The sequence below is a fragment of the Kitasatospora sp. NPDC003701 genome (assembly GCF_053587085.1).
The window spans coordinates 17,776-37,766 of sequence record NZ_JBSFNM010000082.1 but is presented as its reverse complement, the minus strand read 5'-3'; the positions used below and the strand labels follow the sequence as shown (position 1 = coordinate 37,766).

General features: G+C 74.5%; 2 protein-coding genes. Both read left to right on the top strand.

The genetic code is table 11. From position 1 onward, the window contains the following. A partial coding sequence (locus ACWDRR_RS40445; protein WP_449777303.1) for an SDR family NAD(P)-dependent oxidoreductase occupies positions 1-4,218 on the top strand: 4,218 nt, incomplete at its 5' end. A 37-nt stretch (positions 4,219-4,255) separates the two neighbouring features. Further along, positions 4,256-19,954 carry a type I polyketide synthase gene (locus tag ACWDRR_RS40440; protein ID WP_449777302.1) on the top strand — a complete coding sequence of 5,233 codons (15,699 nt, stop codon included), beginning with the start codon at positions 4,256-4,258 and terminating at the stop codon, positions 19,952-19,954. The last annotated feature ends 37 nt before the right edge of the window (positions 19,955-19,991 follow it).

Genomic DNA, 19,991 nt, shown 5'->3' with positions numbered 1-19,991 from the left:
GCGGCGGGTGTGGCGGGCGTGATCAAGATGGTCATGGCGATGCGGCACGGTGTCCTGCCGAGGACGCTGCACGTGGACGCGCCGTCCTCGCACGTCGACTGGGCAGCCGGGTCGGTGGACCTGCTGACCGAGCCGACACCGTGGCCCGCGGTGGACCGGCCCTGGCGGGCCGGGGTGTCGTCGTTCGGGCTGAGCGGGACGAACGCGCATGTGATCGTCGAGCAGGCGCCGGTGGTGGAGGTGGCTGCCGAGGAGCCCGTGATGGCGCCGGGTGTGGTGCCGTGGGTGGTGTCGGGGAAGTCCGAGGCGGCGCTGGGTGCTCAGCTGGCGAGCTTCTCGGCGCCGGCTGCACTGTCGCCGCTGGATGTGGGGGTGTCGCTGGCGGGGCGGACGCGGTTCGGGCACCGGGCGGTGCTGCTGGACGGCACGGAGGTGGCGCGGGGTTCGGCCGTGGAGCGTTCGTTGGCCGTGTTGTTCTCGGGTCAGGGTTCGCAAAGGCTGGGGATGGGGCGGGAGTTGTATGCGCGCTTCCCGGTGTTTGCGGCGGCCTTCGACGCGGTGTGTGCGGAGCCGGGGTTCGAGTCGGTGCGGGAGGTGGTCTGGGGGTCGGACGCGGCGTCGCTCGATCGGACGGTGCACGCTCAGGCGGCGCTGTTCGCGGTGGAGGTGGCGCTGTTCCGGCTGGTCGAATCGCTGGGTATACGGCCGGAGTTCGTGGCCGGGCACTCGATCGGTGAGGTGGCGGCCGCGCATGTGGCGGGGGTGTTCTCGCTGGCGGACGCCTGCACGCTGGTCGCCGCCCGTGGCCGGCTGATGGAGGCGCTGCCGGCCGGCGGGGCGATGGTCGCGATCGAGGCCACCGAGGCCGAAGTCCTGCCCCTGCTGGGCGAGTCGGTGTCGATCGCGGCGGTCAACGGCCCCGCGTCCGTGGTGGTCTCCGGCGCTCGCGAAGCGGTCGAGGCGGTCCGCGCCCACTTCGACGGCCAGCGCCGCAAGACCACCCGGCTCCGGGTCAGCCGCGCGTTCCACTCGCCGCTGATGGACCCGATGCTGGCCGCGTTCCGGGCGGTCGTCGAGGGCCTGTCGTTCGGTGCGCCGCAGATCCCACTGGTGTCCAACCTGACCGGCGACATCGCGACGGCGGATCTGGTCTGCTCGCCGGAGTACTGGATCCGGCACGTCCGCGAGACCGTCCGCTTCGCCGACGGGGTACGGGCGTTGAGCGAGAACGGCGCGTCGGCCTTCCTGGAGCTCGGCCCCGACGGGGTGTTGACCGGACTGGCGCAACTGGCGCTGGAGCAAGACCAGGTGGTGGCGGCCCCGGTGCTGCGCAAGGACCGCGGCGAGGAGACGGCGCTGCTCACCGGTCTGGCCCGGCTGCACGTCGCGGGCGTGGCGGTCGACTGGGCGCGGCTCTTCGACGGCACCGGCGCCCGCCGCGTCGACCTGCCGACCTACGCCTTCCAGCACGAGCGCTACTGGCCCCTTCCCGCCGCACGGACCGGCGATGTGAGCGGTGCGGGTCTCACGCCGACCGAGCATCCGTTGCTCGGGGCGGCGGTCGAGGTCGCCGATGATCGGACTGTGCTGCTGACCGGCCGGCTGTCGACCGACTCGCTGCCCTGGCTCGGCGACCACCGGACCGGCGTGGCTGCCGTTCTCCCGGGCACCGGCCTCCTGGAGTTGGCGATCCGGGCCGGGGACCAGGTCGGCTGCGGCCGGGTCGAGGAACTGACCCTCACCGAACCGCTGGTGCTCCCCGAGCAGGGGGCCACCGTGGTCCAGGTCTCGGTCGGAGCCGCCGACGGGGCCGGCCTTCGTCCGCTGCGCTGCTACGCCCGCCCGGCCGGCATGCCGGACGCTCCGTGGACGTGCCACGCCACCGGCACCCTGGCCAGCGGCGCGCAAGGGTCGCCGGTGCCGGGCTTCGACGCGACCACCTGGCCGCCCAGGGACGCCGTCGCGGTGGACCTGGAGGGCTTCTACGAGTCGACGGAGTACGGGCCCGCGTTCCGAACGCTGCGGGCGGTGTGGCAGCGCGGCGAGGAGGTGTTCGTCGAGGCCGCCCTGCCCGGCCGGGCGGACGATGCGGGGGCTTTCGGTCTGCATCCGGCGCTGCTGGAGGCGGCCGTGCAGGCCGCGGGCTTCGCCGGGGTGGACGACGGTGAGGGCCTGGTGCCCGCCGTGTGGACCGGGGCGGAGCTGCACGCGACCGGCGCGTCCGTGCTCCGGCTGCGCGTGGTGAAGGCCGGTGCCGGCACGATCGGCGTGCTGGCGGCGGATGCCGACGGTGCTCCCGTCCTGTCGGTGGACTCCCTGCTGCTGTCCGCACCCGAAGCCTCGCCCGACGCCGCCACCGACCGGGGCCGGGACGGGCTGTTGCGGCTGGACTGGGTGCCGGCGGTGTCGCGTCCGGCCGATCCCGGTGAGGTGCGGTCGGTGACCTTGGGTGTGGAGGTGTCGTGCCTGGCGGAGGTGCCGGAGGACGCCGAGCTGGTGGTGGTTCCGGTGTCGGGTGCGGGGTCGGACGTCCCGGGTGAGGTGCATGAACTCACCTCGTGGGTGTTGGGGTTGGTGCAGGAGTGGGTCGCGTCGGAGCGTTCCGGGCGGTTGGTGTTCGTGACGCGTGGTGCGGTGCGGGCCGATGCGGGTGAGGTGGTGCGGGATCTGGCCGCGGGTGCGGTGTGGGGTCTGGTGCGGTCGGCGCAGTCGGAGAACCCCGACCGGTTCGTCCTCCTGGACGTCGAGCAGGAGTCGGAGGCGGCCGGTGTGCTGTCGGGCCTCGCCGCGCTGCTCGCCGCCGGTGAAACCCAGTTCGTCGTGCGCGGTGGTGTGGTGCGGGTGGGTCGGTTGGTCCGTCAGAGCGCGGGTTCGGGGTCCTCGGTGTGGGTCGGGGCGGGGACGGTGCTGGTCACGGGTGGGACGGGTGGCCTGGGCGCGGTGGTGGCCCGGCACTTGGTGGTGGAGCACGGGGTGCGCAGGCTGGTGTTGTTGAGCCGGCGGGGCGCGGAGGCGCCGGGCGCGGTGGAGTTGCGGGCGGAGCTCACCGGTCTGGGCGCGGAGGTGGTGGTCGTCGCGTGTGACGCGGCGGACCGTGGGGCGTTGGCCGGGGTGTTGGAGCAGGTCGGTGATCTGTCGGCGGTGGTGCACACGGCGGGTGTGCTGGATGACGGGGTCGTCACCTCGCTGACCCCGGAGCGGCTGTCGGCGGTCTTGCGTCCGAAGGTGGACGCGGCTTGGAACCTGCATGAGTTGACCGAGGGCCTGGATCTGTCGGCGTTCGTGCTGTTCTCGTCGATCTCGGGGGTGATGGGCAGCGCGGGTCAGGGGAACTATGCGGCGGGCAACGTGTTCCTTGATGTGTTGGCGCAGTTCCGTGCCGCGCGTGGTCTGGCGGCGCAGTCGCTGGCCTGGGGTGCGTGGGCACAGTCCAGCGGTATGACGGGGACGCTCTCCGACGCGGACCTGCGGCGGATCACGGCCTCGGGTGTGCCGCCGCTGTCCGTGGCGCAGGGCCTGGCCCTCCTCGACGCCGCCACCCGGACCGACGAACCCCACCTGGTGCCGATCGGCCGGACGTCCGGCGCCACACGGGTGCAGGGGACGGTCCCTGCTCTGCTGCGCGGTCTGGTCAGGGGCACCCGGCGGACCGCGGCCAGTGGCGGGGGCGGGGCGGCGACGTCCGCCGCCCTCGCCGCCCGGCTGCGGGACCAGCGCGACGGTGAGCGCCTGCGCACCGTGGTCGACCTGGTCCGGACCGAAGGGGCCGCCGTGCTGGGGCACGCCGGCGCGAAATCCGTCGACGCGGGCCGGGAGTTCCGGGACCTGGGCTTCGACTCGCTGACCGCCGTCGAGCTGCGCAACCGGCTGACCTCGGTCACCGGACTGCGCTTGCCCGCCACCCTGGTCTTCGACCACCCCACCCCCACCGTCCTCGCCGAGCACCTGCTCGCCGAACTGCTCGACGAGCACGGCACGGCCGACGAGTTCGCGCTGCTGACGGAATTCGACCGGCTGAGCGCCGCCCTGACGGCCGGTGAGCCCGACGGGGCGACCAAGGACGCGCTCGCCGTCCGACTGCGCCGGATGTTGGAGACCTTGCAGGACAAGGAGCTGGACACCTCGGCGAGCAGTGTCGCCGACCGGATCGAGTCCGCGAGCACGGACGAGGTCCTCGCCTTCATCGACAACGAGCTCGGCCGTCTGAGCGACCGCTGATCCGGCCCGCACCACCACAGGAAGGTTCCTCTCCACCATGTCGAACGACAGCAAGCTCGTTGACTACCTCAAGTGGGTCACGGCGGACCTGCACCAGACCCGCCAGCGGTTGCTGGAGGCCGAGTCGGGCAAGCAGGAGCCGATCGCCATCGTGGGCATGGCGTGCCGGCTGCCGGGCGGGATCGCCTCTCCGGAGGACCTCTGGCAGCTGCTCGCCGAGGGGCGTGACGGGGTCACCCCGTTCCCCGCGGACCGCGGGTGGGACCTGGCGGCCCTTGCCGGTGACGGGACCGGAAGCAGCGCGGCGCTGGAGGGCGGCTTCGTCGACGCCAGCGCCTTCGACGCGGACTTCTTCGGCATCTCGCCGCGCGAGGCGATGGCGATGGACCCGCAGCAGCGGCTGCTGCTGGAGACCTCGTGGGAGGCGTTCGAGCGGGTCGGCGTCGACCCGCTGACCCTGCGGGGCAGCCGGACCGGTGTCTTCGTCGGGACCGCCGGGGTGGACTACGTCGGCGTGGTGATGAACTCCGCCGAGGACGTCGAAGGGCACGCCACCACCGGGCTCACGGCGAGCGTGCTGTCGGGCCGGGTCTCGTACGCACTCGGCCTGGAGGGCCCGGCCGTCACCCTGGACACGGCCTGCTCCTCCTCCCTGGTGGCGCTGCACCTGGCCGCGCACTCGCTGCGGTCCGGTGAGTGCACGCTGGCGCTGGCGGGCGGGGTGACGGTGCTCTCCACGCCGATGAGCTTCGCCGGTTTCAGCCGGCAGGGTGGGTTGGCGTCGGACGGTCGGTGCAAGGCGTTCGCGGAGGCGGCGGACGGCACGGGCTGGTCCGAGGGCGTGGGTGTGCTGGTGCTGGAGCGGCTGTCCGATGCCCGGCGCAACGGGCACGAGGTCCTGGCGGTGGTGCGCGGTAGTGCGGTGAACCAGGACGGGGCCTCGAACGGTCTGACCGCGCCGAACGGGCCGTCGCAGCAGCGGGTGATCCGCCAGGCGCTGGTGAGCGCCGGTCTGACCGCGGCGGATGTCGATGTGGTGGAGGGGCACGGAACCGGGACGCCGCTGGGTGACCCGATCGAGGCGCAGGCGCTGTTGGCGACGTACGGGCAGGATCGGCCGGCGGGTCGGCCGTTGCTGCTGGGGTCGTTGAAGTCGAACATCGGGCACACGCAGGCGGCGGCCGGTGTGGCGGGTGTGATCAAGACGGTCATGGCGATGCGGCACGGTGTCCTGCCGAGGACGCTGCACGTGGACGCGCCGTCCTCGCACGTCGACTGGTCGGCGGGGTCGGTGGAGTTGCTGACCGAGCCGGTGGCGTGGCCGGAGGGTGAGCGGCCGCGGCGTGCGGCGGTGTCGGCGTTCGGGATCAGTGGGACGAACGCGCATGTGATCGTTGAGCACGCGCCGGAGACCCCGGATGTTGCTGCAGAGCCCGTGATGGCGCCGGGTGTGGTGCCGTGGGTGGTGTCTGGCAAGTCCGAGGCGGCGCTGGGTGCTCAGCTGGCGAGCGTGTCCGCACTGGCCGAACTGTCGCCGCTCGACGTTGGGTTGTCGCTGGCGGGGCGGACGCGGTTCGGGCACCGGGCGGTGTTGCTGGGCGGCACCGAGGTGGCGCGCGGTGAAAGCGGCGAGCGGTCGTTGGCGGTGCTGTTCTCCGGCCAGGGTTCGCAACGCCTGGGCATGGGGCGGGAGTTGTACGCACGCTTCCCGGTGTTCGCCGAGGCCTTCGACGCGGTCTGCGCGGAGCCGGGGTTCGAGTCGGTGCGTGAGGTGGTCTGGGGCACGGACGCGGCGTCGCTGGACCGGACGGTGCACGCCCAGGCGGCGCTGTTCGCGATCGAGGTGGCGCTGTTCCGACTGGCCGAATCCCTGGGGGTGCGCCCCGATTTCGTGGCCGGGCACTCGATCGGCGAGGTCACGGCCGCGCATGTGGCCGGGGTGTTCTCGCTGGCTGACGCCTGCGCGCTGGTGGCAGCGCGTGGCCGGTTGATGCAGGCACTACCGGCCGGTGGCGCGATGCTCGCTGTCGAGGCGACCGAGGCTGAAGTCCTGCCCCTGCTGAACGAGTCCGTGTCGATCGCGGCGGTCAACGGCCCGGACGCGGTAGTCCTGGCCGGTGCCGAGGCGGCGGTGCTTCAGATTGCCGAGGAGCTCGCCGCACGGGGGCGGAAGACCACCAGGCTCCGGGTGAGCCACGCGTTCCACTCGCCGCTGATGGACCCGATGCTGGCCGAGTTCCGCACGGTCGTCGAGGGCCTGTCGTTCGGTGCGCCGCAGATCCCACTGGTGTCGAACGTGACCGGCGACATCGCGACGGCGGAGCTGGTCTGCTCGCCGGAGTACTGGGTCCGGCACGTCCGCGAGACCGTCCGCTTCGCCGACGGGGTAAGGGCGTTGAGCGAGAACGGCGTGTCGGCGTTCCTGGAGCTCGGCCCCGACGGGGTGTTGGCGGGGCTGGCGCAGTCGGTGGTGGACGAGGAGATCGTCTCCGTACCGGCACTGCGCAAGGACCGTGGGGAGGAGACGGCGCTGCTGACCGGTCTGGCCCGGCTGCACGTCGCGGGCGTGGCCGTCGACTGGGCGCGGGTGTTCGATGGGACCGGCGCCCGCCGGGTCGACCTGCCGACCTACGCCTTCCAGCACGAGAAGTACTGGCCGAGGCCCGCCACGCACCTGGGCGACCTGACCGGGGCCGGGCTGATGCCCGCGGAGCACCCGCTGCTCGGCGCGACCGTCGCTCTGGCGAACTCCGAGGGCATGCTGTTCACCGGCCGGCTGTCGCCGAGGGCACACCCGTGGCTTGCCGAACACACGGTGGACGGGCTGGTGGACTTTCCGGCCACCGGCTTCCTGGAACTGGCGCTCCGGGCCGGTGACTTCCTGGGCTGCGACCGGGTCGAGGAGCTCACGATCGCGGCGCCGCTGGTCCTGCCGGAGGACGGCGCGGTGGCGGTCCAGGTGTGGTTGGGCGCACCGGACGATTCGGGTGCGCGCACGGTGGGCTTCTTCTCGCGTGCTGAGGAGGTCGTGGAGGGGCCGTGGACCGAGCACGCCTCGGGTGTGCTGGTGGTGGGGGAGCGGGTCGCGGACTTCGACGGGTCGGTGTGGCCGCCGCGTGGCGCGGTGGCCGTGTCGTCGGGCGAGGAACTGTCGGTGTGGCGGAGGGGTGAGGACACCTTCGTCGAGGCGGCTTTGTCGGACGTGGTGGCCCGGGACGCTCAGCAGTACGGGATCCACCCGCTGTTGCTGGCGGAGGTGGTGCGGGTCGTCGGTGGTGAGTTGGTGCCGGTGGCGTGGGGTGGTGTGTCGCTGCATGCGGCGGGTGCGTCGCGAGTGCGGGCGCGGGTGACCCGGGTCGGCGAGGACGTGGTCTCGCTGGCGGTGGTGGATGTCGAGGGTGCGCCGGTGCTGTCGGTGGACTCGCTCGCGTTGGGTGCCCTGTCGGCCGGGTCGGCGGCGGGGCAGGAGGGGTTGTTGCGGCTGAAGTGGGTGCCGGCGGTGTCGCGTTCGGTGCCGGGGACGGGCCGATGCGTGACCTTGGGTGTGGAGGTGTCGTGCCTGGCGGAGGTGCCGGAGGACGCCGCGTTGGTGGTGGTTCCGGTGTCGGGTGCGGGGTCGGACGTCCCGGGTGAGGTGCATGAACTCACCTCGTGGGTGCTGGGGTTGGTGCAGGAGTGGGTCGCGTCGGAGCATTCCGGGCGGCTGGTGTTCGTGACGTGCGGTGCCATAGCGGCGGATCGTGGCGAGGTGGTGCGGGATCTGGCCGCGGGTGCGGTGTGGGGTCTGGTGCGGTCGGCGCAGTCGGAGAATCCGGGCCGGTTCCTGCTGGTGGATCTGGAGGAGGGTGCCGAGCTGCCGGTCGGCGAGGTGTTGGCGGCGGACGAGTCGCAGGTGGTGGTGCGGGCCGGTGTGGTGCGGGTGGGTCGGCTGGCGCGCCAGAGTGCGGGTTCGGGGTCCTCGGTGTGGCCCGGGGCGGGGACGGTTCTGGTCACGGGTGGGACGGGTGGCCTGGGCGCGGTGGTGGCCCGGCACTTGGTGGTGGAGCACGGGGTGCGCAGGTTGGTGCTGTTGAGCCGGCGGGGCGCGGAGGCGCCGGGCGCGGCGGAGCTGAGGGCGGAGCTCACCGGTCTGGGGGCGGAGGTGGTGGTCGTCGCGTGTGACGCGGCGGACCGTGGGGCATTGGCCGGGGTGCTGGAGCAGGTCCGCGACCTGTCGGCGGTGGTGCACACGGCGGGTGTGCTGGATGACGGGGTCGTCACCTCGCTGACCCCGGAGCGGCTGTCGGCGGTCCTGCGCCCGAAGGTGGACGCGGCCTGGAACCTGCACGAGTTGACCGAGCACCTGGACCTGTCGGCGTTCGTCCTCTTCTCCTCGATCTCGGGCCTGATGGGCAGCGCGGGCCAGGGGAACTACGCGGCGGGCAACGTCTTCCTGGACTCGCTCTCCCGGTACCGCCGTTCCCGTGGCCTGGCGGCGCAGTCACTGGCCTGGGGCGCCTGGGCTCCCTCGGGCGGTATGACGGGGACGCTCTCCGAGGCGGACCTGCGGCGGATCACCGCGTCCGGTGTGCCGCCGCTGTCCGTGGCGCAGGGCCTGGCCCTCCTCGACGCCGCCACCCGGACCGACGAGGCGTTCCTGGTCCCGCTCGGCCCGCTGGCGACGGCGGGCGCGCCGCGTCTGCGGGGCGAGGTGCCGACCATGTTCCGGGGCCTGGTCCGGGGCGGGCGCCGGATGGCGGCCACCACGGCGGGCGGGGCCGGCACGGCTGTCGCCCTGGCCGGTCGGCTGTGGGCGCTGCGCGAGAGCGAGCGCGTCCGTCACCTGGTGGACCTGGTCCGGGCCGAGGCCGCTGCCGTCCTGGGGCACGCCTCCGCGCAGGCCATCGGTGCCGAGCGGGACTTCCACGACCTGGGCCTGGACTCGTTGACCGCGCTGGAGCTGCGCAACCGGCTGACCTCGGTCACCGGGCTGCGCCTGCCGGCCACCCTGGTCTTCGACCACCCCACCCCCACCGTCCTGGCCGCGCACCTGCTCGCCGAACTGCTCGACGAGCACGGCGAGGTGACCACCCTCGCCGCCCTGGACGCGGGGACCTCGGGCGACCCCGTCGCGATCGTGGGCATGGCCTGCCGCCTGCCGGGTGGGATCGCCTCCCCGGAGGAGCTCTGGGACCTGGTCCTCGACGGCCGGGAGGGGATAGCCGACTTCCCCACCGACCGGGGTTGGGACCTGGATCTCCTGCAGAGCGGCGGTCAGGACGGTCGCGGCCGCAGCGCCACGGCCAAGGGCGGCTTCCTGCACGGCGTGGCCGAGTTCGACGCGGGCTTCTTCGGCATCTCGCCGCGTGAGGCGCTCTCGATGGACCCGCAACAGCGCCTGCTGCTGGAGACCTCGTGGGAGGCGATCGAGCGGGTCGGTGTCGACCCGCTGACCCTGCGGGGCAGCCGGACCGGTGTCTTCGTCGGCACCGGCGGCCAGGACTACCTGATGCTGGTGATGAACTCGCGCGAGGACATCGAGGGTCATGCCAGTACGGGTCTCGCCGCGAGCGTGGTCTCCGGCCGGGTCTCGTACACCTTCGGGCTGGAGGGCCCGGCGGTCACCGTCGACACGGCGTGCTCGTCCTCCCTGGTGGCGATGCACCTCGCCGCTCAGTCGCTGCGCAGCGGTGAGTGCTCGCTCGCCCTGGCCGGCGGCGTCACCGTGATGTCCTCCTCCCTGGGCTTCCCCGGCTTCACCCGGCAGGGTGGGTTGGCGTCGGACGGTCGGTGCAAGGCGTTCGCGGAGGCGGCGGACGGCACGGGCTGGTCCGAGGGGGTGGGTGTGCTGGTGCTGGAGCGGCTGTCGGACGCCCGGCGCAACGGGCACGAGGTCCTGGCGGTGGTGCGGGGCAGTGCGGTGAACCAGGACGGGGCGTCGAACGGTCTGACCGCGCCGAACGGGCCGTCGCAGCAGCGTGTGATCCGCCAGGCGCTCGCCAACGCGGGTCTGACGGCCGGCGAGGTGGACGCGGTCGAGGGCCACGGGACGGGTACCACGCTCGGGGACCCGATCGAGGCCCAGGCGTTGCTGGCGACGTACGGGCAGGATCGGCCGGCGGGTCGGCCGTTGCTGCTGGGGTCGTTGAAGTCGAACATCGGGCACACGCAGGCGGCGGCGGGTGTGGCGGGTGTGATCAAGACGGTCATGGCGATGCGGCACGGTGTCCTGCCGAAGACGCTGCACGTGGACGCGCCGTCCTCGCATGTGGACTGGTCGGCGGGGTCGGTGGAGTTGCTGACCGAGCCGGTGGCGTGGCCGGACAGTGACCGTCTGCGGCGTGCGGCGGTGTCGGCGTTCGGGATCAGCGGGACGAACGCGCATGTGATCGTCGAGCAGGCGCCGGAGACCCCGGATGTTGCCGCAGGGCCGGTGATGGCGCCGGGTGTGGTGCCGTGGGTGGTCTCGGGGAAGTCCGAGGCGGCACTGGGTGCTCAGCTGGCGAGCGTGTCCGCACTGGCCGAACTGTCGCCGCTCGATGTGGGGGTGTCGCTGGCGGGGCGGACGCGGTTCGGGCACCGGGCGGTGCTGCTGGACGGCACCGAGGTGGCACGCGGTGAAAGCGGCGAGCGGTCGCTGGCGGTGCTGTTCTCCGGCCAGGGCTCCCAACGCCTGGGGGTGGGACGGGAGTTGTACGCACGATTCCCGGCGTTTGCGGCGGCCTTCGACGCAGTCTGCGCGGAGCCGGGCTTCGAGTCGGTGCGTGAGGTGGTCTGGGGGCCGGACCCTGAGCTGCTGGACCGGACGGTGCACGCCCAGGCGGTGCTGTTCGCGATCGAGGTGGCGCTGTTCCGGCTGGCCGAATCCCTGGGTGTGCGCCCCGACTTCGTGGCCGGGCACTCGATCGGCGAGGTCACGGCCGCGCATGTGGCGGGCGTGTTCTCACTGGCCGACGCCTGCACGCTGGTCGCCGCCCGTGGCCGGTTGATGCAGGCACTGCCGGCTGGCGGGGCGATGCTCGCCGTCGAGGCCACCGAGGCCGAAGTCCTGCCCCTGCTGGGCGAGTCCGTGTCGATCGCAGCGATCAACGGCCCGTCCGCCGTCGTGGTCTCCGGCGCTCGCGAAGCGGTCGAGGCGGTCCGCGCCCACTTCGACGGCCGGCGCCGCAAGACCACCCCGCTCCGGGTGAGCCACGCGTTCCACTCGCCGCTGATGGACCCGATGCTGGCCGAGTTCCGGGCGGTGGTCGAGGGCCTGTCGTTCGGTGCGCCAGAGATCCCGCTGGTGTCCAACCTGACCGGCGACATCGCGGCGGCCGAGTCGATCTGCTCCCCGGAGTACTGGGTGCGCCACGTCCGCGAGACCGTCCGCTTCGCCCACGGGGTACGGGCGTTGAGCGAGAACGGCGCGTCGGCGTTCCTGGAACTCGGCCCCGACGGCGTCCTGGCCGCGCTCGCCCGGCAGAGCCTGGACCAGGACGCCGTGGTGGCTCCGGTGCTGCGCGAGGGCCGGGGCGAGGAGACGGCGCTGCTCACCGGTCTGGCCCGGCTGCACGTCGCGGGCGTGACCGTCGACTGGGCCCGGGTCTTCGACGGCACCGGCGCCCGCCGCGTCGACCTGCCGACCTACGCCTTCCAGCACGAGCGCTACTGGCCGGACACCCGCCCGGTCGTCTCCGGGGCGCCGGGTGCCGAGGAGGACCCGATCGACGCGCGGTTCTGGGCCGCCGTGGACGGTGAGGCCATGGACGGCGCGGCCCTGGACACGCTCGCGGCGGATCTCGACGTGGACACCGAGGCCCTCGGGGCCGTGCTGCCCGCGCTCTCCTCCTGGCGGCGCCACCGTCGTGACCAGTCGTTGTTGGACGCCCTGCGCTTCCACGAGTCCTGGCAGCCGCTGTCCGGGGCGTCCGCCGGTCGGCCGGCGGGCGGGTGGCTGGTCGTCGCGCCGGCACGGGGCTGCGACGAGGAGTGGACGGCCGCGGTGATCGAGGCGGTCGGACCGCAGGCGCTCTGCCTCACGGTCGACACCGTTGGGTCCGGGCCGGACCGTCTGGCGCTCGCCGCGCAGCTGCGTGAACTGCCCACCGCCGGAGTGCCGTTCACCGGCGTCGTCTCCCTGCTCGCGACAGCGGAGCCGACCGCTGTCGGTGAGCCGATCGCCGCCGGTGAGCCGACCGCTGCCGGTGAGCCGACCGCTGCCGGAGAACCGGGCGCGGTGGTCCCGACGGCGCTCCTGCTCCAGGCCCTGCGGGACGCGGAGATCGCGGCGCCGCTGTGGTGCGTGACGCGCGGGGCGGTGGCGGTCGGCGGCGGCGAGTCGCCGTCGGCCCCGGCACAGGCCGGCGTGTGGGGCCTCGGCCGGGTCGCGGCGCTGGAGCACCCGCAGCAGTGGGGCGGCCTGATCGACCTGCCGTCCGTGATCGACCGGCGGACGGCGCAGCGGTTCGCCGGTGTGCTGGCGGGCCTCGACGGCGAGGACCAGCTCGCGGTGCGGGCCGCCGCCGTGTACGCCCGCCGGCTGGTGCCCGCCCCGGCCGGCTCGCCTGATGCGGGCTGGACCCCCGGGGCCGCCGGGGGCACCGTGCTGATCACGGGCGGGACCGGCGGCCGGGGTGCGCGGGTGGCGCGTTGGCTGGCCGCCGCGGGCGCCGGACACCTGCTGCTGGTGAGCCGGCGCGGCCCGCAGGCGCCGGGCGCCGAGCAGCTGGGCGCCGAACTGCGCCTGCTGGGCGCCGAGGTGACCGTCGCGGCCTGCGACACCGCCGACCGCGAGGCGCTGGCGGCCGTGCTGCGGGCGGTGCCGGGCGAGGCTCCGCTGACTGCGGTGGTGCACGCGGCCGCGCTCGTCGACGACGGGGTGCTCGACGACCTGACGCCCGAGCGGTACGCCGCGGTGTACCGGTCGAAGGTGGCGTCCGCGCTGAACCTGGACGAGCTGACGCGCGATCGGGAGCTGTCCGCGTTCGTCCTCTTCTCCTCGGTGGCGGGTGCGGTCGGCACCCCCGGGCGGGCGACGGCCGCCGCCGCGAACGCGGTGCTCGACGCGCTGGCCCAGCGGCGCCGGGCCGAAGGGCTGGTTGCGACCTCGCTGGCCTGGGGCGCCTGGATGGGTGAGGAGGCGGCCGGGCAGCAGGACGGTGGACCGGCCCGGCGCACCACCGTGCCGGTGATCCACCCGGAGCTGGCCCTGGCCGCGCTGCGGCAGGCCGTCACCGGGCCGGCGGCCACCCTGGTGGTGCTCGACCTGCGCCAGCCGCAGATCCTCGACACGCTGGTCGGCCTGCGCGGCAATCCGCTGCTGAAGGACCTGCCGGCGGCCCGGCGGGCGATCGCCGACGCGGACGCGGCACGTCAGGAGTTCGCCTCGGCCGCCTCGGAGCTCGGGCAACGCCTGCGGCCGCTGGGCGGGAGCGAGCGGCTCGCGGTGCTGACGGACCTGGTGCGGACGCACGTGGCGGCCGTGCTCGGACACACCGACAAGGCGGCCGTCGCGCCCGACCGGAAGTTCCGGGACCTCGGCTTCGACTCGCTGACCGCGATCGAGCTGCCCGGCCGGCTGCACCTGGCCACCGGTGTGCGACTGTCGGCCACCGCCGTCTTCGACCACCCGACCTCGGCCGTGCTGGCCGCCCACCTCCTGACGGAGCTGCTCGACGACCGGGACAACACCCGGTCCGCCGGGCAGCCGCCGGCCGCGCCGGGCCCGGTCACCGACGACCCGATCGCGATCGTCGGGATGGCCTGCCGCCTGCCGGGCGGGGTCGCCTCGCCGGAGGACCTGTGGCGGCTGGTCGCCGAGGGGCGGGACGGGATCTCCGCCTTCCCGGACGACCGGGGCTGGGACCTGCGGACGCTGCTCGTCGGCGACCGGAACGGGCGCGGCCGAAGCGCGACCCTCGAAGGCGGCTTCCTGCGGGGCGTCGCCGACTTCGACGCCGCCTTCTTCGGGATCTCGCCGCGCGAGGCGCTCGCGATGGACCCGCAGCAGCGCCTGCTGCTGGAGACCTCCTGGGAGGCCGTCGAGCGCGCGGGCATCGACCCGGAGCGCCTGCAGGGCAGCCGGACCGGCGTGTTCGTCGGCACCAACGGCCTGGACTACGCCACGCTCATGATGAACTCGCGCGAGGACATCGGGGGCCACGCCGGCACCGGTCTGGCCACCAGCGTGCTCTCCGGCCGCATCTCGTACACCCTCGGCCTGGAGGGCCCGGCGGTCACCGTCGACACGGCGTGCTCCTCCTCGCTGGTGGCCCTGCACTGGGCCACCCAGGCCCTGCGGGCCGGCGAGTGCTCGCTCGCCCTGGCGGGCGGCGTCACGGTGATGACCACACCGGTGAGCTTCGCCGGGTTCACGGTGCAGAGCGGACTGGCCTCGGACGGCCGGTGCAAGGCCTACTCGGACGCGGCGGACGGCACCAACTGGTCCGAGGGCGTCGGCATGCTGCTCCTGGAGCGGCTCTCGGACGCGCGGCGCAACGGGCACGAGGTGCTGGCGCTGGTGCGCGGCAGCGCGGTGAACCAGGACGGCGCCTCCAACGGCATCACGGCCCCCAACGGCCCCTCCCAGCAGCGGGTGATCCGGCAGGCGCTGGCGAGCGCCGGTCTGACGGCCGCCGAGGTGGACGCGGTGGAGGGGCACGGGACGGGCACCTCGCTCGGGGACCCGATCGAGGCGCAGGCGCTGCTGGCGACCTACGGGCGCGACCGCGATCCGGAGCGTCCGCTGCTGCTCGGTTCGCTCAAGTCGAACATCGGGCACAGCCAGGCGGCGGCGGGTGTCGCCGGTGTGATCAAGACGGTGCTGGCGATGCGGCACGGTGTGCTGCCGAAGTCCCTGCACATCGACCGGCCGTCCTCGCACGTCGACTGGTCGGCCGGTGCGGTGGACCTGCTGACCGAGGCGAGGCCCTGGCCCGAGGTGGGCCGGCCGTGGCGGGCGGGCGTGTCCTCCTTCGGGATCAGCGGCACCAACGCGCACACGATCATCGAGCAGGCGCCCGCGCCCGAGGAGGCTGCCGCCGAGCCGGCGGTGCGGCCCGGGGCGGTGCCGTGGGTGGTCTCGGGCCGGTCGGAGCCGGCGCTGGCGGCGCAGCTGGAGCAGGTGTCGGTGCCGGCCGAAGCGGAGCCGCTCGACGTCGGGTTGTCGCTGGCGGGCCGGACGCGGTTCGGGCACCGGGCGGTGCTGCTGGACGGCACCGAGGTGGCGCGCGGCACGGCCGTGGAGCGTTCGCTGGCGGTGCTGTTCTCCGGGCAGGGTTCGCAACGCCTGGGGATGGGGCGGGAGTTGTCCGGACGCTTCCCGGTGTTCGCCGAGGCCTTCGACGCGGTCTGCGCGGAGCCGGGCTTCGGGTCGGTGCGTGAGGTGGTCTGGGGGTCGGACGCGGAGGTGCTGGACCGGACGGTGCACGCCCAGGCGGCGCTGTTCGCGATCGAGGTGGCGTTGTTCCGGCTGGTCGAATCGCTGGGGGTGCGGCCGGAGTTCGTGGCCGGGCACTCGATCGGCGAGGTCGCGGCCGCCCACGTGGCGGGCGTGTTCTCGCTGGCCGACGCCTGCACGCTGGTGGCCGCCCGGGGCCGGTTGATGCAGGCGCTGCCGGCCGGCGGGGCGATGGTCGCCGTCGAGGCCACCGAGGCCGAAGTCCTGCCCCTGCTGGGCGAGTCCGTGTCGATCGCGGCGGTCAACGGCCCGAACGCGGTCGTGCTGTCCGGCGCCGAGGCCGAGGTCCTGGGCATCGCCGAGGGCTTCGCGGCCCGGGGCCGCCGGACCGGTCGCCTGTCGGTCAGCCACGCGTTCCACTCGCCGCTGATGGACCCGATGCTGGACGCGTTCCGCACGGTCGTCGAAGGCCTCTCCTACCGCGCGCCACGGATCCCGCTGATCTCCAACGTGACCGGCGCGGCGGCCACGGCCGAGCAGCTGTGCACGCCGGAGTACTGGGTCCGGCACGTCCGCGACACCGTGCGCTTCGCCGACGGTGTCCGGGAGTTGAGCGCCAAGGGGGTCTCGGCCTTCCTGGAGCTCGGCCCCGACGGGGTGCTGAGCGGCCTGGCCGGGCAGAGCCTCGACCAGGACGATGTGGTCACCCCGGTGCTGCGCAAGGACCGCGGCGAGGAGACGGCGCTTCTCACCGGTCTGGCCCGGCTGCACGTCGCGGGCGTGGCGGTCGACTGGGCGCGGGTCTTCGACGGCACCGGCGCCCGCCGGGTGGACCTGCCCACCTACGCCTTCCAGCACGAGCGCTACTGGCCGCGCCCGGCCGCCCTGTCGGGTGACGTGACCTCGGTCGGACTGGTGCCGGCGGAGCACCCGCTGCTCGGCGCCGCCGTTCCGCTGGCCGACTCCGACGGCGTGCTCTTCACCAGCCGCCTGTCGCCGCGCGTGCACCCCTGGCTGCTCGACCACACGGTCGACGGGCAGGCGTTCTTCCCCGCGACCGGCTTCCTGGAGCTGGCCGTCCGGGCCGGGGACCAGGTCGGCTGCGAGCGGGTGGTGGACTTGACCCTGACCGCGCCGCTGCCGCTGTCCGAGGACGACGAGCCGGTGCTCCAGGTCTGGGTGGGCGCGGCCGACGCGTCGGGGCTGCGCAGCGTCAGCTGCTTCGCCCGCCCGGCGGAGGCCGCCCCGGACGAGCCGTGGACGCGCTGCGCCACCGGGACGCTGGCCACCGGCGCGCAGGAGTGGACCGCCGACCTCGACGGGGTGATCTGGCCGCCCGCCGGCGCGGTCGAGCTCGACCTGGCCGGCTTCCACGCGGCCACCGGCCACGGGCCCGCCTTCCACGGCCTGCGGGCCGCCTGGCTGCGCGGCGAGGAGGCGTTCGTCGAGGCCGAGCTGCCCGCCGAACTCGCGGAGGACGCACGCTACTTCGGTATGCACCCGGCGCTGCTCGGCGCGGCGCTGCAGGCCGCCGCGCTGCTCGGCCTGGGCGAGGAGGAGCGGATCCCGCTGCCGCACGCCTGGCACGACGTGTCGCTGGAGGCGGGCGGCGCCGCCGCGGTGCGCCTGCGGCTGACCCGGCTCGGCGAGGACGCGGTCTCCGTCACGGCGATCGACAGCGAGGGCGCACCGGTGCTCTCGGTGCGGTCGCTGACCCTGCGGGCGCCGGAGGCGGCGTCCACGGCGGCCGGACCGAAGAGCGGCCGGCAGCCGCTGTTCACGGTGGAGTGGCCCGAGGTCGCGCAGCACCCCGGCGCCGGTGCGCTGCGGTCGGCGGCGCTGGGCCTCGACGAGTTCGGGCTGGGCGCGTCGGTCGGCTCGCTGGCCGAGTTGGCCGCCGCCCGGGCGGCGGCCGTCCCGGACCTGCTGGTGGCCGCCCTGCCGGCGCCGGACGGCGACGACGTGCCGGCAGCGGTCCACGCGCTGACGGCGCGGGTCCTGGGGCTGGTCCAGGACTGGCTGGCGCAGCCGAGGTTCGCCCGCTCGCGGCTGGTGTTCGTGACCCGCAACGCGATCCGCGCCGCCGACGGCGAGGAGCTGCGGGACCTGGCCGGCGGGTCCGCCTGGGGCCTGGTCCGCTCGGCACACGCCGAGCACCCCGACCGGTTCGTCCTGCTCGACGTCGAGAAGGACGAGGACGTCGGCGCGGCGCTGGCGGGCCTGGCCGGACCGCTGGCCGACGGCGAGGCCCAGTTCGCGGTCCGCGAGGGCGTGCTGCGGGTCGGGCGACTGGCCGCGCTGAGCACCGACGCCGACACCACCGGCGGCCGGCCGGCGGACTGGGAGCGGGACGGCACCGTCCTGATCACCGGTGGCACCGGTGCGCTCGGCCGCCACCTGGCACGCCGGCTGGCCGGCTCCGGTCTGCGGCACCTGCTGCTCACCAGCCGGCGCGGTGCGCAGGCGCCCGGCGCGGCCGAGCTGGCGACCGAACTGCGCGCGCTGGGCGCGCAGGTGACGATCGCGGCCTGCGACACGGCGGACCGGGCGGCGGCGGCCGCGCTGCTGGCCGCCGTCCCGGCCGAGCACCCCTTGACCGCGGTGATCCACACCGCCGGTGTGCTCGACGACGGCATCGTCACCGCCCTGACGCCCGAGCGCCTGTCGGCCGTGCTGCGGCCGAAGGTGGACGCAGCCTGGCACCTGCACGAGCTCACCCGTGAGCTCGACCTCGCCGCCTTCCTCACCTTCTCCTCCGTCGCGGGTGTGATGGGCAGCCCCGGCCAGGCGAACTACGCCGCGGCCAACTCCTTCCTGGACACCCTCGCCGACCACCGGCGGTCGCTGGGGCTGGCCGGGACGTCGATCGCCTGGGGTCCGTGGGTCCAGGACGCCGGTATGACCAGCGAGCTGACCGACACCGACATGCGCCGCATGCAGTCCGGCGGGATGCCGCCGCTCTCGGTCGAGCAGGGGCTGGCCCTGTTCGAGGCGGCGACCGGCCGCAGCGAACCGCTGGTCGTCCCGCTCGGGCTGGCCGCCGGCGGCATGCGGCCGCAGGGCGAGGTGCCCCCGCTCTTCCGCGGGCTGGTCCGCAGCGCCCGCCGCACCGCCGCCGGCGCCTCGGGCGGCGCGGCCGCGGCGGCCGGCTTCACCCGGCAGCTGGGGGAGCTGGGGGAGCCGGACCGGGTGCGCTTCCTGGTCGAGACCGTCCGGGCCGAGATCGCCGCCGTGCTGGGCCATGCCTCGCCCAGCACCGTCGAGGCGGACCGCGACTTCTACGAGCTGGGCTTCGACTCCCTGACGGCGGTGGAGCTGCGCAATCGGCTGGCCGCGGTCACCGGGCTGCGGCTGCCGGCGACGGTCGTCTTCGACAGCCGTACCCCCGGTGACCTCGCGGCCTGGCTGCGCAGCGAACTGTCCGCGCAGCCGGGCCCGGAGACGGCGGGAGCCGCGGTCGTCGGGCTGCCCGCCGGCGGGCAGGAGATCGACTCGCTGGAGCGGCTGTTCATGGAGGCCCTGGCGGTGGGGAAGATCGGCGAGGCCCAGCGGATGCTGGCGACCGTGGCGGCCCTGCGCCCGACCTTCGAGGCGACCGCCGAACTGGAGGACCTGCCCTGGGCGGCCACGCTGGCCGAGGGCCCGCGAAAGCCGCGCCTGATCTGCGTCAGCGCGCCCACGGCCAACGCGGGCATCCACCAGTACGCCAGGTTCGCCGCGCACTTCCGCGGCGAACGGGACGTGGCCGCCCTGCCGCTGGTCGGCTTCGCCACCGGGGAGCGGCTGCCGGCCGCGCCGGAGGTCGCGGTGCGGGTGATCGCCGAGAGCGCGCTGCGGGCCAGCGAGGGGCACCCCTTCGTCCTGGTCGGCCACTCCTCCGGCGGTTCCTTCGCCTACGCGGCCGCCGGGCTGCTGGAGAACACCTGGGGGATCAGGCCGGCGGCCGTGGTCCTGCTGGACACCCTGAGCTTCCGGCACACCGCGGACGAGGGCGTCGACTACTCCGGCATGATGCGCCTCAACTTCACCCAGGCGGACGCCTCTCCGGTCCGGCTGACCAACTCCAGGCTGTCGGCGATGGGGCGCTGGATGGTCCTGCTGAACCAGCTGGACGTGCAGCACACGACCGCCCCGGTCCTGCTGGTCCGCTGCGGCCGGCCGCTCTTCGGCGAGGGCGGCGAGGGCGGCGAGCGTGCCGAGGGCGCGCCGCTCCCGCCCACCCAGCAGCCGGAGCAGCCGGAGCAGCCGGAGCCGCTGGTCCCGGGCGCGGACGTCCGCCTGGTGGAGGCGGACCACCTGTCGATGATCCGGGAGGACTCGGCGCGGACGGCCCGGATCGTGGAGGAGTGGCTGCGCGCCGCCGAGGCGGTGGACTGACCGGACCGCGGGCGAAGGCGCACCGGGCACCCCGAGC